Source organism: Geobacillus lituanicus (assembly GCF_050994965.1).
Classification (GTDB): domain Bacteria; phylum Bacillota; class Bacilli; order Bacillales; family Anoxybacillaceae; genus Geobacillus; species Geobacillus stearothermophilus.
Genome location: NZ_CP194773.1, coordinates 181,622 through 195,545, shown reverse-complemented (window position 1 = coordinate 195,545; position 13,924 = coordinate 181,622). Strand labels below are relative to the sequence as shown.

Here is a 13,924-nt window from a genome sequence, read left to right as displayed (position 1 = left end):
CGGGTTCATGTCTCCTTTTTTGTTTAGTTTGTAAATTTATGTTAGCAAATTTGCTCATCTACAGTTTATTTATTTATTTATGACTGATTTTGCGTTTTCCGATACGTTCTTCTCTTTTATTCAAATTGGAACGTTTCAAATCAAAGGAATTGTATCACATCCGTAAACAACAAAGGAGGGGACAGAAAGATGCCATATAAAGCAACAGTAGAAAAATGGCTTTCCTATCCAGAGCTAGATGCAGAATTGAAACAACAATTGATTTCCATGCAGCATAATGAAAAAGCTCTTGAAGATAGCTTTTACAAAAACTTAGAATTCGGCACAGGCGGGATGCGCGGGGAAATTGGTCCCGGTACGAATCGAATGAATATCTATACCATTCGCAAAGCGTCGGAAGGACTCGCTCGTTACATCGTTGAACAAGGCGAAGAAGCGAAAGCGCGCGGTGTCGTGATTGCTTATGATTCCCGCCATAAGTCGCCGGAGTTTGCGTTGGAAGTGGCAAAGACGGTTGGGAAGCATGGGATTAAAGCGTACTTATTTAAAGAGCTTCGTCCAACGCCAGAGCTGTCGTTTGCGGTTCGTTATCTTGGGGCGTTTGCCGGTGTTGTCATTACCGCAAGCCATAATCCGCCGGAGTATAACGGGTTTAAAGTGTATGGCCAAGATGGCGGACAAATCCCGCCAGCTGTGGCGGATGCGATTATTCAATACGTCAATGCGGTCGAAAATGAATTGACGGTTGCAGTAGCAAGCGAGCAAGAACTTCTGGAAAACGGATTGCTTACCTATATCGGCGAAGAAATCGATGAAGCCTACCTTCAGCAATTAAAAACGATTCAACTCAATCCAGAAATGGTTGCGAAAGTGGCGAAAGAGTTAAAAATCGTTTTTTCTCCTTTGCATGGCACAGCCAATAAGTTAGTCCGCGCTGGTTTAAAAGCATTTGGTTTTGAAAACGTGACGGTGGTAAAAGAACAAGAACTTCCAGACCCGAACTTTTCCACTGTTGCCTCGCCAAATCCGGAAGAGCATGCCGCGTTTGCATTAGCGATTCAATACGGTGAAAAAATCGATGCCGACATTTTAATGGCGACCGACCCGGATGCGGATCGGCTTGGTGTCGCGGTGAAAAATTTAGATGGTGAATATGTCGTTTTAACAGGCAACCAAATGGGTGCGTTGATGCTGGAATATTTATTATCACAAAAGCAGGCAAAAGGAATTTTGCCGAAAAACGGTGTCGTTGTGAAAACGATCGTGACGTCGGAAATCGGCCGCGCGATTGCCGAGCATTATGGATTGCCAACAATTGATACGTTAACAGGGTTTAAATTTATTGGTGAGAAAATTAACGAGTTTGAACAAACGAAAGAATACACGTTCCAATTCGGTTATGAAGAAAGCTATGGCTATTTAATCGGCGACTTTGTCCGCGACAAAGATGCGGTGCAATCGGCGATTTTTGCCGCAGAAGTGGCGGCTTATTATAAAGCGCAGGGAAAAACATTGTATGAAGGGTTATTAGAGATTTTTGAAAAATACGGTTACTATCGTGAATCATTGCGCTCGCTAACGTTAAAAGGAAAAGATGGCGCCGAGCAAATCGCGAACATTTTAGCGGCCTTCCGCAAAGAACCGCCGAAAGAAATCGCTGGCGTTAGCGTTGTCGCGATCGAAGACTATTTGATAAGCAAGCGTACCATCGTGGCGACTGGGGAAGAACAGACGATTGACTTGCCTCGTTCGAACGTGTTGAAATATCATCTTGCGAATGGCGCATGGTTCTGTTTGCGTCCATCAGGCACAGAGCCGAAAGCGAAGTTTTACTTTGGCGTGAGAGGAACATCGTTACAAGAGAGCGAAGAACTTGTTACCGAATTAGAAAACGCAGTAATGACGATGGTCCATCAAATCGTTAATGTATAATTGGGGGATTGTATATGATTCTCGTTGTCGGCGGAGCCGGTTATATCGGCAGTCATTTAGTGAAAGAGTTAGTGGAAAAAGAGCAAGTAATTGTGCTTGATAACTTATCGACTGGTCATCGCTATTTAGTGGATGACCGCGCGGTGTTTGTGCAAGGGGATTTAGGGAACAAAGCGGACCTTGAACCGATTTTTGAAAAATACCCGATTCAAGCCGTCATGCATTTTGCGGCGAACAGCTTAGTCGGCGAATCGGTGGTGAATCCGCTGAAGTATTATCAAAACAACGTTGCCGCTACCTTAACGTTACTAGAGACGATGCTAAAGTATAATGTGAAAAACTTTATCTTCTCGTCAACCGCGGCGACGTATGGGATTCCGAATGTCAAATTGATTACGGAAGATTGCCCAACAAATCCAATTAATCCGTACGGCCGCTCAAAGTTGATGATCGAACAAATTTTAGCGGATTTTGCTTCTGCGTATGGTTTGAACTATGTCGTCCTTCGCTACTTTAACGCGGCTGGGGCGCACGAGTCGGGGGAAATTGGCGAAGACCATAACCCGGAAACACATTTGATTCCGCTTGTCTTGCAGCATTTGTTAGGCCAGCGCGACAAAATTTCCGTCTTCGGTACGGACTATGATACACCAGACGGGACATGCATTCGTGACTATATCCATGTCACCGACTTAGCGAAGGCGCATATTTTAGCGCTGGAAGCTTTATTGTCAGGCAAAAAGAAAACCGCCATTTACAACCTTGGCAACGGCTTAGGCTATTCCGTCAAAGAAGTGATTGAAACATGTGAAAAAGTCACCGGCCGCAAAGCCACTATTGAATATACTGACCGCCGCCCGGGCGACCCGGCGCGCCTTGTCGCTTCCTCGCAAAAAATTTACGAAGAACTTGGCTGGAAAGCGGAATATTCGCTTGAGGAGATTATTGCAAGCGCGTGGAAGTGGCATAGCCACAACGCGTAAGGAAGACAGGCCGCCCTTATGGTGAGGGAGGCCTGGTTATTTTTTGTCTTAAATTAACCGAATATTCGGTACGTTTAATAATAGAGAGCTGAAATGGGCTTATCCTCAGTTAAAAACGGTCGGCAAATTATGTTGGTTAGATAGTACATAAGTAACAGTCAAATATTCACAAAAAATGCTTGATAGGAAAGGAATATAGGAAACGGCTGTCGAAAAGAAATACAGGGCTTCCATTGATGTTGAAGGGGAAGTAAATGAATAAGCAGTCAATGGTCTTAAAAATGTGGCAAGCACTTTTAGACAAGTTTTATGAAGGAAAAATGGTTTCCACGTTTAAAGGAAAAGAAACGTTTCAAATCGCTTCCTTTTCCGATGGGTGAATTCTCGTGAGTCTGACATTGAAGGACAAAGGTGTTTCTCAGTAAAACGGACATGATGAATGCAATCCGAAAGTTAATCACTCATGAAGATAGCGTACGTCAAAAATGGTCGACCCTAAATAGCGGTTAAAGTTAGGATTACTTTCTCTCCTTCCATGGACGGAGAAGGTGAAGTGGTTGAAAGGTGAGACAAACGTTTCGTATTTGCGATTGAAAGCGCAAGCGCGTCAACAACTAGCAAGTAGGGAGTAGTATTGGTATTCAGTGATGCTAATAGACTGCTTCTTCATCTTTTTGTACGGTAATAGCATTGGGAGGGAACAATTAACGATGTATTTTCCAAACCACATTGAAGATATTTGTTACGAAAAAGATCATATTGAGCAAGTTTTGTGTGAAATTAGAAGTAATTTCCCACATTATTTTGAAAAGTTCATCGAAACGGAAGCCGGTCGGGTGCTATCAAATGAAAATTTTATAAAACTTGCAGAACATTTTGGCAGCCGCAGTCAAGTTGTAGAAAGGAGAAGGAAGGATTATGCAAAATCGTTTCGCAACATTGTAAAAGAAAGTATAGAGTCTTTTCATAAAGACAGACAGAGTTACCTAGATATACTCGATGAAGATGCGCTAGAAGAATATGAAGACGATCCTTCCTACTTTAAAAATAGTGTATTGAAAAACCAATGTCCTATTATACGCGCAACTCTTCAAAATAAAAAAGCGACAGAATTAGACAAGTTCCGTAAGGCTTTTGCACTAGCCGATCCGAATGACATGCTAAGGGTAGTAAAGAACCTATATGATTTCGCGCAAAGATATGTGAAGGATGTATATAAAGCGGATCAATATGAATTAATTGATGATGTTAGGGAATTAGGATTATTCTGATTTGGACAGGGAAGATTACACCGTATCTGGTGTAATTGGAGGTGGTATTAAAAGCCATATGCTCTATAAGCTTTTCCCTTTTGCGTTTCCTAATCGTAGCAGAGAGGCTATTTGGGCATTATGGTATTTAACGAGCAAAAAAACGTTCGGCTGTGTCGAAGACTCTGAGTTTCTCATGATTAATGTAGAAGAGGGCACGACACAGCAAAACTACTTTTATCCTTACGACTTGTTTGCCTTCTATGCTCTGAAGGTGTACTTACTATTAAAGAAGGAAGCGGTTAAGTACGGTGTGAATATCAGCAGTGAATACCGATATGTAATTTTAAATTCTTTTCTCAGTTTTATTGCCCAAAATCATGCGGAAGAGATTGACTTTCTAAAAGCGAAGGTGAAGGATGAGAGTGATGGCTACTATTGATGTGGATCGTTTGTATGAACGTTTCTTCCCTAAACTTGCTAATCAATTTTCATTGAAAGATTTCCAAAAAGATGTAGTAAGAAATGTAGTGGAAAGTGGTAATACTCTATGTATTATGCCAACTGGTGGCGGAAAATCCCTTATTTATTGGCTTTCTGGTTTGGCTTTAAATGGAATTACAATTGTTATTTCCCCGTTAATTGCTTTGATCGATGAACAAGCTGATAAAATTAGAGAGCATGGTTATGAAGTTTTAACTATTCATGGAGGAGTATCCCCTAATAAACAGACGGATATGCTCAAGAAGTTTTATCATAAGGAAATCACTCCTGATTTTATATTCGTAAGTCCGGAACGAATTTCAACGGACGGGTTCTTTGAATACTGCATCAAATCAAGAAGAAATGAAATAAAGTTAATTGCAATTGACGAAGTGCACTGTGTGAGTCAATGGGGCTTCAGTTTCCGCCCTTTTTATAAAAGGATACCAGACTTTTTAAACAATATTTACAAAGGGGAAGAGTGGCCGAGAATCCTAGGATTGACAGCAACATTAAATGCGAAAGAAATTATGGACATATGCATGCAATTTAAAATTACTAACAATAATGTTATTAAAAACGATTTGCTGATTCGATCTGAGATTGAATTAAAAGTTTTGAAGTTTACGAATGAAGAGGAGAAAGAAGAAAAGCTTTGGCAGTTATTGCAAATACATAAACATGAAAAAGTGTTAGTCTATATCTATCGAAAACACTATAAAAGGGGCACCGAGGAATTAACAGAAAAAGCGATTCAAAAAGGATATAAAGCCGCTCATTTTCACGGTGAAATGTCTGCAAAAGAAAGACAAGAAATTATTCGCTCATATAAAAAAGGAGAAATCGACGTTATATTCGCAACAAATGCTTTTGGCATGGGAATTGATATACCTGATATTCGGGTTGTGATCCACTTTATGATTCCGGAATCAGTAGAGCAGTACTATCAGGAAGTTGGCAGGGCAGCGAGAGACGGTCAAGCTTCTATTGCTTATGTATTGTACACGAATAAAAATATAGAGGTAAGAAAGTCTCATTTTATCGATAAATCGTTACCAACCATTGAACAACTCAAGAAAGTTTATGAGAAGATTACCAATAATGAAAAAGGAATTAAAACACTACAATACTTTGATGATGAAGAGATACAACAGTGTCTTCCTTACTTTTTGGATCATCATTTCATAACAATCGAGTCTAAAGGATTCACAAACCTAAAAATGCTTACAGACATTCGTGTTGAGGAACTAAAAAAGCTGTATGATTGTACCAAAACTAAAGGAACCATTAGTGTAATTAAGAAGAGCGGTTTAGCGCCAAGCTATATAAATGATCTTGTATACGCTTCGGTATTAAATGGGACAGCAAAGCTATCCAAGAACTTCGACAAGTGTTTGATTGTTAGAAACCACTTTGAAAACCTTCCGGAAGACAAGTTAGAAGAACTGGCTTTCTCTATTGAGGAGAAAAGAAAGTATAAACACGGGCTTCTTGACTATTTAACATATTTACTGGATGGGTACGTATCCTCGAAGGAACTGCATCAAGAAATTGGCTTATATCTCGGAGTCCCTAAGCATAAAGTAAATAAAATATACAAGACATTAAAAGGCGATTATGTAAGGTCAAAATCGGAAGTAATCATTGCTAATATGCTGTACCAAGAGAACATAAAATACGAATACGAAAAGAAATTGTTTTATGACGAAGATAAATGGATTGAGCCTGATTTTACTATCTACCTAGGGGATAAGGAAATATATTGGGAGCATCTAGGTATGATTGGCGTAGAGAGTTATGACAAAAGATGGTTAGAAAAAATGGAGATTTATCAAAACTATTTTCCAGGAATGTTAGTAACTACTGTGGAAAGTGCAACACTATCCGATTCCGCAAAATCCTTAATAGAGAATTTTAAGAACAAGATGAGGTAGGATATGAATTCGATAAGAACTCGGTTTTACTTCGTATTTTTCAAAAGGAAACCTAATTCTGAAGAATCCCCTGTCAAGTAGACAGGGATAAAAAAGCACATTTAAGCAGCCTGAGTCCTATATTTATAAGGATTCAGGTTGTTTAATTTCTTTTGGAAACGTTGGCGGTTATAAAAACGAATATATTTGTGTACGGTATCCTTCACCTCTTTGGCCGTGCAGAAAGAGAAATACAAGGACCGACGAGAAATACGAATGGAGCGTTTGTATTTCTGTATATGCGAAAGAAATGGAAGATGGCAAGACAAGCTGTTTGGATGTGCGCGTGTTTATCGACCGAGGCGAACGGATTGGGTTTGGTGCCTGTCACCACCCGAAATTTGTCGAAATATTGGTAATTGAAGGATAAATGGAAGGGTATTACAATGATAGGTGAGAACTAATGTTCTGTGATTGGGAGGGATGGATGAGTGACGGTGAAGATTTTAAGCATTGGGTTGAGGGGGTTGGAAGGGTATCGGGTGCAGGTGGAGGTGCAGGAGGTGCCTGGGATTGCGGCGATGGTGATTGTTGGGTTGCCGGATGCGTCGGTGAAAGAGGCAAAGGAACGTGTTCTTGCTTCGCTTTATGCTTTCGGATGCGACTTTTTTGATAAAAGGCTTGTTGTTCATTTGTCTCCGCCGGAGCGGAAAAAGCATAGCCCGATGTTTGATTTGGCGATGGCGATTGGGATTTTGAAGGCAATGGGCAAGCTGACAGCGCCGGTTTCCCCCGATGCAGCGTTTTTAGGTTCGTTATCGTTGGATGGAGCGATTCAGCCGGTGGATGGCATGCTTCCAGCGATATTGGCAGCAAAGAAGCTCGGTTTTCAAAAAGTATACCTTCCGTATGATCCCACACTTCCGTTTCATCATTTGAAAGATCTCGATTGTATCTTTGTTCAGACATTGGAAGAAACGGTGCAATATCTGCAAGGACAACGTGTTCTTTCGTTATCCCCAGCTTTTCGCACTCCTGAAATCATAGACTCCCCGCGAAAGCATCATCGGGATTTTCAATCGATTATTGGCCATCATCAAGCAAAGCGAGCATTAGAGATCGCAGCGGCAGGCGGACATAACGTGTTAATGGTTGGACCGCCTGGGTGCGGGAAAAGTTTGTTGGCGGAAACGTTTCCGACGATTTTGCCGAGCCTTACTCATGATGCGCAGTTAGAGGTGATCAGTTTGTACCAGCTGGCAGGGGAAAAAATCGAGAGCGGCCATCCGCCTTTTCGTCATCCGCATCATTCCGCTTCATCGGTTTCTTTAACATCTTTCCGAAAGAAGTCTCCCACTTCTAAAAGAAGTGAAAGTGGGAGATGAATTTCGGTTAGGTATAGCCTAAAATTGTCTCTTTTTTGTGTATTACAATATAATCAGTTATAGAAAAAATATATCGAAAATCAAGGTATGAAGTGATGTGGTGTCGATATGGCAAACAAAGCCTATCAGTTCCGTCTATACCCAACAAAAGAACAAGAACAACTGCTCGCCAAAACCTTCGGTTGTGTCCGTTTCGTGTATAACAAAATGCTTGAAGAGCGCATACAAATGTTTGAAAAGTTCAAGGACGATCAAGAATCCTTGAAACAGCAAACATGTCCGACCCCTGCCAAGTACAAAAAGGAGTTTCCTTGGCTAAAAGAAGTGGACAGCCTTGCGCTGGCAAACGCCCAATTGAATTTGCAGAAAGCATTTCAACACTTCTTTTCTGGCCGCGCTGGATTTCCCAAGTTCAAAAACCGCAAGGCGAAACAGTCGTACACCACAAATATGGTAAATGGCAACATCAAGCTTTCAGATGGCTATATCAAGCTGCCCAAACTGAAATGGATCAAGCTCAAGCAACATCGGGAGATCCCTGCCCACCATATCATCAAGTCTTGTACGATCACGAAAACCAAAACAGGAAAATACTATATTTCTATTCTCACAGAGTACGAACATCAACCTGCCCCAAAAGAAGTACAAACGGTGGTTGGGCTTGATTTTTCCATGAGTACGTTGTATGTCGATAGCGAGGGTAAGAGAGCCAATTATCCTCGATTCTATCGCAAAGCATTGGAAACATTAGCGAAAGAACAGCGTAAATTGTCTCGTAAAAAGAAAGGCTCGAATCGTTGGCACAAACAGCGTCTGAAAGTAGCGAAGCTGCATGAGAAAATTGCCAACCAGCGCAAGGACTTTCTGCATAAGGAGTCGCACAAATTAGCGAAACGGTATGATTGCGTGGTCATCGAAGATCTCAACATGAAAGGGATGTCACAAGCCCTCCATTTCGGTCAAGGCGTTCATGACAACGGCTGGGGCATGTTCACCACTTTCCTTCAGTACAAGCTGGCCGAACAGGGGAAGAAGCTGATCAAAATCGACAAATGGTTCCCCTCGTCCAAAACGTGTTCGTGTTGCGGTCGAGTCAAGGAGTCTCTATCGCTTTCTGAACGGACATTCCGTTGTGAATGTGGATTCGAGAGCGACAGGGACGTCAATGCGGCCATCAATATCAAACATGAGGGCATGAAACGATTGGCGATCGTCTAATTTGTCCTCGAACCGTGGGGCACACGGGGATCGCTCGGTCAACTTCCCATCATGAGATGGGATTACCCGAGAAGCCCCCACCTCTAAGCGAAGCGTAGGTGGTGGGAGTATGTCACTTGGCGGGGGAACGCACCCAAAGCCTGGCGAGGTGTCGCTGGCACATCGCGGTGTTTTGTTTCTCGATGAAATGGCGGAATTTGCGAAAAAGACGCTGGATATGCTTCGCCAGCCGTTAGAGACGGGGAAAGTGACGATTAGCCGTATTTCGTCGACGGTGACATATCCTGCGGACTTTATTTTGCTTGGGGCGATGAATCCGTGTCCGTGTGGATATTTAGGCTCAAGAACGCGCTATTGCACATGTAGTCCGAAACAAATTCAAGCGTATCGAAATCGTGTTTCCGGGCCGATTTATCTTAATTAGGCGAGAAGACTCCCACTTCAACGAAGCGAAGCGGAGTAAGTGGGAGATGAATCGCCTTAACTATATTTTGCTGAAAATAGGATAGATTCAGTAAAATATAGTATAATATAGTTTAGATGGGAGGTGAAAAAAATGTATTTTTGTATCAAACAACAGCTAAATGGTTTGACCAAAGAAGAATACTTGACTCTTCGAGAACTGTGCCATATTGCCAAGAACATGTACAACGTCGGATTGTACCATGTCAGACAATACTATTTTGAACACAAGGAATTTCTTAATTATGAGAAAAACTATCATCTTGCAAAAACTAACGAAAACTATAAGCTGTTAAACAGCAACATGGCACAGCAAATTTTAAAAAAGGTCAATGAAGCCTTTAAATCTTTCTTTGGTTTGATCAGTCTTGCCAAACAAGGAAAATATGACCACAAGGCTATCAGTATTCCAAAATATCTTAAAAAAGATGGCTTTCATTCACTGATCATTGGCCAGATTCGTATAGACGGCAACAAATTCACGATACCGTATTCTCGCCTATTTAAAAAGACTCACAAGCCTATCACGATAACGATTCCGCCTGTGTTACTGGACAAAAAGATTAAGCAGATTGAAATCATTCCTAAGCATCATGCCAGGTTCTTTGAGATTCAGTACAAATATGAAATGCCTGAACTAATTAATGCTGATGTCAATGGCGCATTAAACATCTTAAAGAAAAGTAAAGCTGTAGACCTGAGTGTCTTATGCTCTAGCGGCGAAGTGGACACGCCTCAAAGAATAAGGATTGCTTGAAGCAGTCAAACTTCTTTGGAAGCCCCCACTTCAAATTTTCGCTAGAAAATTAAGTGGGGGTAGTTCACACCGGTGAATATTAATTTTCATATGATTAACGAACAAATCCATTAGTTTTGGCCGATTTTGCCTCTGGCATGGACTCAACTATATCATCTTTCGCTACTTTAATGCGGCTGGGGCGCACGAGCCGGGGGCAAAGCGGTTCTATTTTCTAGAGCTTAAGTGCACTGGATGGGAGCCGTATTTGACATAAACATTAGGACTTGATTTTATGTGAATATTTTCGTTATTTTTTGTATATTATGCAAAGGTTGCAAAATATGAGGTGCAACATTTGATTGAACAATTGAAACAAACGCGCATTATCTCCTCCTGAATGGGGGGGCAGGGCTGATGTTTGATGCAAAACGAACACAACCGTTCTGCGCAGCCGCGGAACTTCAGGGCATAAAAAAGATGGCTTGTCAGTTTCGAACATTCGCTTTTCTAGTGAAGGGTATGGAGAACGAAACAGCGAAGGGAAAAGGTTTTTCCAAGGGCTCTCCCTCCTTTCCCGCCATGCGGGTGGGAGGGGGATCAAATGTATTTTATCATCGCCGTTTCATCGCAACAGTCCAGTTTCGGGCAGTTGACGCAATCAATCCACACTTTTTCCGGCAGTGTTGATTTATCTACGATCTCAAACCCGCATTTTCGAAAAAACTCGACTTGGTAAGTAAAGGATATTAACCGCTTCACCCCGAGTCTGGCCGCTTCGTTCGCAATATGGTCAACGAGCAGGCGGCCGATTCCTTTCCCCATATGGTCAGGAGATACGACGAGCGAACGCACTTCCCCGAGATCGTGCCCTAGGATATGCAGCCCGGCGGTGCCGACGATTTGACCGTTTTCCCTGGCGACATACATGCATTGCAAGTGCTGGTAGATGGACAGCAGCGAGCGGGGCAGCACGAGTCCTTTTTTTGCATAGTGTTGGATGAGCGCGTGCATGTCTTTGACATCGCTCGTGACGGCATGGTCGATTTGCATTGGGATCCCTCGCGATCAGTCGTCATTGTATGTTTATAAATATACAATATTTTGTGTCTATATTCAATTACGAATTTTCGTTGGCTGGGGGATGTTTCTGCCAAACGTTGCGCGGCAGGAGGAACAAGAATGCCATTGTCGAAAGAATAAAGTGTTTTTTGGAAAGCAACAGGAATATGCATTGGATGATGGCATATTGGTCGATTAAATCGTATGGAAGTGTAGGGTTTTTCATGAAACGAGGGGGAAGGATATGAGCACGATTACCACGTTTGACAGTACGGTCGAAAGTTTGCTTGATTTGCTTGAGAGCATTCAAGAATGCCGAACACAGCTTCCTGATTTTCAGAGAGGCTGGGTTTGGGATGACGAGCGGATTCGAAATCTGTTGATCAGTGTTTCTCTCTCTTATCCGATCGGTGCGGTGATGATGCTCCAGACGGGAAATCCGAATGTCCGTTTTGCCTCAAGGCCGATCGAAGGGGTCGATAACGTGAACCAAGTGGAACCGGAACGGCTGATTCTTGACGGTCAACAGCGGCTGACGGCGTTGTTTCAATCATTGAAATTGAAAGCGCCTGTAGCGACAAGAGACAAGAGAGACAAGGCAATCAAACGGTTCTACTATATTGACATTGACAAAATGTTAGATCCGAGCGTCGAGCGGGAAGAAACGATTGTCAGCGTCCCGGAAGATCGAATCATTCGCGGGCCGGGAGGGAGGGTTGTTCTTGATTGTTCTGACTTGGAGAAAGAATGCGAAGCGGGAATGCTTCCGGTGAATTTGCTTTTCGATCCTGCGGGGTTGTTGGCGTGGCAGACGCGCTATTTTTCGGATCCAGCGAGGCTTGCGGAACGGTCGTTGAAATGGCAAAAGCTCATGATGGATGTATTTCCTCGTTTTCAGCAATATCAAGTGCCTGTTATTATGCTTCGGAAGCCGACTCCGAAAGAAGCGGTTTGCCAAGTGTTTGAGAATGTAAACACGGGGGGCGTCTCTCTGACCGTCTTCGAGCTTCTTACCGCCACATTTGCGGCGGAAGATTTCAAGCTAAGGGATGATTGGGAAGAGAAGGAAGCGAAATTAAAGAGATCTGGAGAAATTTACAACAAAGTGTTGGCCGATATCAGCAGCACCGACTTCCTGCAGGCAGTTGCGTTGTTGGCCACGTACAATCGACGAAAAGCGGGGGACGGCGTGGCGGTCAGTTGCAAGCGGCGCGACATCTTGCAGTTGACGTTGGCGGATTACCAAAGATGGGCGGATCGGGTGACGGAAGGGTTTATTCAGGCGGCTCAATTTTTGCATGAGCAGCATGTGTTTTCCGCGCGAGATTTGCCGTACGGCACTCAGTTGATCCCGCTGGCAGCCATTTTTGTAGAACTAGGGAAAGAAGCGCATAATGTCCATGTCCGTGATCAAATTGCCCGCTGGTATTGGTGTGGCGTATTGGGTGAACTATACGGAGGAGCGACGGAGACGCGGATTGCCCGTGACGTGGTGGAAGTCGTCGAATGGATTCGCGGCGGTGCGGAGCCGACGACGGTGCGGGATGCCCATTTCGCCGCTGACCGTCTCTTCACGCTGCGCACGCGAAACAGCGCCGCTTATAAAGGGTTGCACGCCTTGCTCATGAGGGAAGGGGCGCGGGATTTCTTATCTGGGGTGCCGATTGATATTCAGACGTATTACGGCGAATCGATTGATATTCACCATATTTTCCCTCGTGACTATTGTGAAAAACGAGGGATTGAGAAAGCGAAGTACGATTGTATTATGAATAAAACTCCATTGTCCTATAAAACGAATCGGATGATTGGCCGTGATGCTCCAAGTGTATATTTGAAGAAATTGGAGGAGAGGAACGGCATTTCGGCAACGGTGTTGGATGACATCCTGCAAACGCATGTCATTGATGTGACATCCATAAGAGCGGATGATTTTGACCAGTTTTTTGAAAAAAGAAGGCTGGCTCTGCTTGCGATGATCGAGCGGGTGATGGGCAAGAAAGTGGAGTGAACGGGATGGGCGGATGTTGTAGGGGAGAGGTTTTGGTTTATATTTCAAGGAAAAGGACCTTTAGGATCTTTTTTGGTAAATGCCTTGGAACGACGTATCCGCGGGGAGATCAAAGGGGGAAAGCTTGATGGAAAAACAGGAACAGATACATTGGCTGCTGGACAGCAGACAAATGGAAATAGAATATTTAAAAGAAATCATAAGAAGTTTAGGCAATACGAAGGAGAGGCTTTTAGACATCATTACTAACCCTGGGAATTATGATGAACAAACGGTTCAACGAGCATGGGATCATTTGAAAATGATCGACCTAAGATTGTTGGGGGAAAAAGACTGGGTAAAAATACATAATGAGATGATCAACGTCAAGCGGGAATTGAAAAAGATCCGGAAATGGTGCCGCCAGCGGAAACGGGATCATGGTGATGGGAAATGAGGGCCCCTGCATAGCCATCAAGTGAAGCCTTGGAGCGAGTAGCTCCAAGGCTT

12 protein-coding genes and 2 pseudogenes are annotated in these 13,924 nt (G+C 43.1%); 12 read left to right on the top strand and 2 right to left on the bottom strand.

The annotated features are described in order from the left end of the window. Nucleotides 1-189: 189 nt before the first annotated feature. The 6 genes from ACR1UW_RS00865 (at nt 190) to ACR1UW_RS00840 (ending at nt 6,582) form a co-directional block, all read left to right on the top strand. Nucleotides 190-1,932, top strand: a complete 1,743-nt coding sequence (locus ACR1UW_RS00865; RefSeq protein ID WP_498934306.1) for a phospho-sugar mutase — start codon at nt 190-192, stop codon at nt 1,930-1,932. A gap of 14 nt (nt 1,933-1,946) precedes the next feature. After that, entirely contained in the window at nt 1,947-2,915 is a 969-nt protein-coding gene (gene galE / locus ACR1UW_RS00860; protein WP_498934305.1) for a UDP-glucose 4-epimerase GalE, read from the top strand. 254 nt (nt 2,916-3,169) lie between these two features. After that, complete coding sequence (locus tag ACR1UW_RS00855) at nt 3,170-3,295, top strand: hypothetical protein (protein ID WP_276521820.1); 126 nt, start codon at nt 3,170-3,172, stop codon at nt 3,293-3,295. 330 nt (nt 3,296-3,625) lie between these two features. Beyond that, nucleotides 3,626-4,186 carry a hypothetical protein gene (locus tag ACR1UW_RS00850; RefSeq protein WP_498934303.1) on the top strand — a complete coding sequence of 187 codons (561 nt, stop codon included), beginning with the start codon at nt 3,626-3,628 and terminating at the stop codon, nt 4,184-4,186. A 1-nt stretch (nt 4,187) separates the two neighbouring features. Next, a complete protein-coding gene (locus ACR1UW_RS00845; RefSeq protein ID WP_498934302.1) occupies nt 4,188-4,607 on the top strand; it encodes a hypothetical protein in 420 nt (139 codons plus the stop codon). After that, on the top strand, nt 4,594-6,582 hold the full coding sequence (locus tag ACR1UW_RS00840; protein WP_498934301.1) for a RecQ family ATP-dependent DNA helicase: 1,989 nt from the start codon (nt 4,594-4,596) through the stop codon (nt 6,580-6,582). Before ACR1UW_RS00845 ends, ACR1UW_RS00840 begins: the two co-directional genes overlap by 14 nt. A 101-nt stretch (nt 6,583-6,683) precedes the next feature. Here the strand turns inward: ACR1UW_RS00840 and ACR1UW_RS00835 are convergent, their stop codons facing one another. Next, nucleotides 6,684-6,818: an IS3 family transposase gene (locus ACR1UW_RS00835; protein WP_498935347.1), complete on the bottom strand. Its 135-nt coding sequence runs from the start codon at nt 6,816-6,818 to the stop codon at nt 6,684-6,686. Nucleotides 6,819-7,052: 234 nt separating this feature from the next. Between ACR1UW_RS00835 and ACR1UW_RS00830 the strand changes: the two genes are divergently transcribed. The 4 genes and pseudogenes from ACR1UW_RS00830 to ACR1UW_RS00815 form a co-directional block, all read left to right on the top strand. Next, the gene (locus tag ACR1UW_RS00830) at nt 7,053-7,946 is read left to right on the top strand and encodes a magnesium chelatase domain-containing protein (RefSeq protein ID WP_498934299.1); all 894 of its coding nucleotides are present in this window, start codon (nt 7,053-7,055) and stop codon (nt 7,944-7,946) included. Nucleotides 7,947-8,054: 108 nt separating this feature from the next. Next, on the top strand, nt 8,055-9,164 hold the full coding sequence (locus ACR1UW_RS00825; RefSeq protein ID WP_063193317.1) for an RNA-guided endonuclease InsQ/TnpB family protein: 1,110 nt from the start codon (nt 8,055-8,057) through the stop codon (nt 9,162-9,164). 115 nt (nt 9,165-9,279) lie between these two features. Then, a pseudogene (locus ACR1UW_RS00820) lies at nt 9,280-9,579 on the top strand (ATP-binding protein); the annotation flags it as partial. 141 nt (nt 9,580-9,720) lie between these two features. Next, a pseudogene (locus tag ACR1UW_RS00815) lies at nt 9,721-10,332 on the top strand (nuclease/transposase family protein); the annotation flags it as partial. Between the two features lie 630 nt (nt 10,333-10,962). Here the strand turns inward: ACR1UW_RS00815 and ACR1UW_RS00810 are convergent. Continuing rightward, nucleotides 10,963-11,415: an N-acetyltransferase gene (locus ACR1UW_RS00810; protein WP_498934297.1), complete on the bottom strand. Its 453-nt coding sequence runs from the start codon at nt 11,413-11,415 to the stop codon at nt 10,963-10,965. 253 nt (nt 11,416-11,668) lie between these two features. Between ACR1UW_RS00810 and ACR1UW_RS00805 the strand changes: the two genes are divergently transcribed. Together ACR1UW_RS00805 and ACR1UW_RS00800 are read left to right on the top strand one after the other, a co-directional pair. Further along, nucleotides 11,669-13,435 (top strand): GmrSD restriction endonuclease domain-containing protein, encoded by a 1,767-nt coding sequence (locus tag ACR1UW_RS00805; protein ID WP_498934295.1) that lies wholly within the window; start codon nt 11,669-11,671, stop codon nt 13,433-13,435. A gap of 127 nt (nt 13,436-13,562) precedes the next feature. Then, a complete protein-coding gene (locus ACR1UW_RS00800; RefSeq protein ID WP_061580554.1) occupies nt 13,563-13,871 on the top strand; it encodes a hypothetical protein in 309 nt (102 codons plus the stop codon). Nucleotides 13,872-13,924 lie beyond the last annotated feature (53 nt).

What these genes read in the sequence shown, in the direction of transcription:
- ACR1UW_RS00865 (WP_498934306.1), top strand. Translation starts at nt 190, where the DNA reads ATGCCATATAAAGCAACAGTAGAAAAATGGCTTTCCTATCCAGAGCTA.
- galE (WP_498934305.1), top strand. Translation starts at nt 1,947, where the DNA reads ATGATTCTCGTTGTCGGCGGAGCCGGTTATATCGGCAGTCATTTAGTG.
- ACR1UW_RS00855 (WP_276521820.1), top strand. Translation starts at nt 3,170, where the DNA reads ATGAATAAGCAGTCAATGGTCTTAAAAATGTGGCAAGCACTTTTAGAC.
- ACR1UW_RS00850 (WP_498934303.1), top strand. Translation starts at nt 3,626, where the DNA reads ATGTATTTTCCAAACCACATTGAAGATATTTGTTACGAAAAAGATCAT.
- ACR1UW_RS00840 (WP_498934301.1), top strand. Translation starts at nt 4,594, where the DNA reads ATGGCTACTATTGATGTGGATCGTTTGTATGAACGTTTCTTCCCTAAA.
- ACR1UW_RS00825 (WP_063193317.1), top strand. Translation starts at nt 8,055, where the DNA reads ATGGCAAACAAAGCCTATCAGTTCCGTCTATACCCAACAAAAGAACAA.
- ACR1UW_RS00810 (WP_498934297.1), bottom strand. Translation starts at nt 11,415, where the DNA reads ATGCAAATCGACCATGCCGTCACGAGCGATGTCAAAGACATGCACGCG.
- ACR1UW_RS00805 (WP_498934295.1), top strand. Translation starts at nt 11,669, where the DNA reads ATGAGCACGATTACCACGTTTGACAGTACGGTCGAAAGTTTGCTTGAT.
- ACR1UW_RS00800 (WP_061580554.1), top strand. Translation starts at nt 13,563, where the DNA reads ATGGAAAAACAGGAACAGATACATTGGCTGCTGGACAGCAGACAAATG.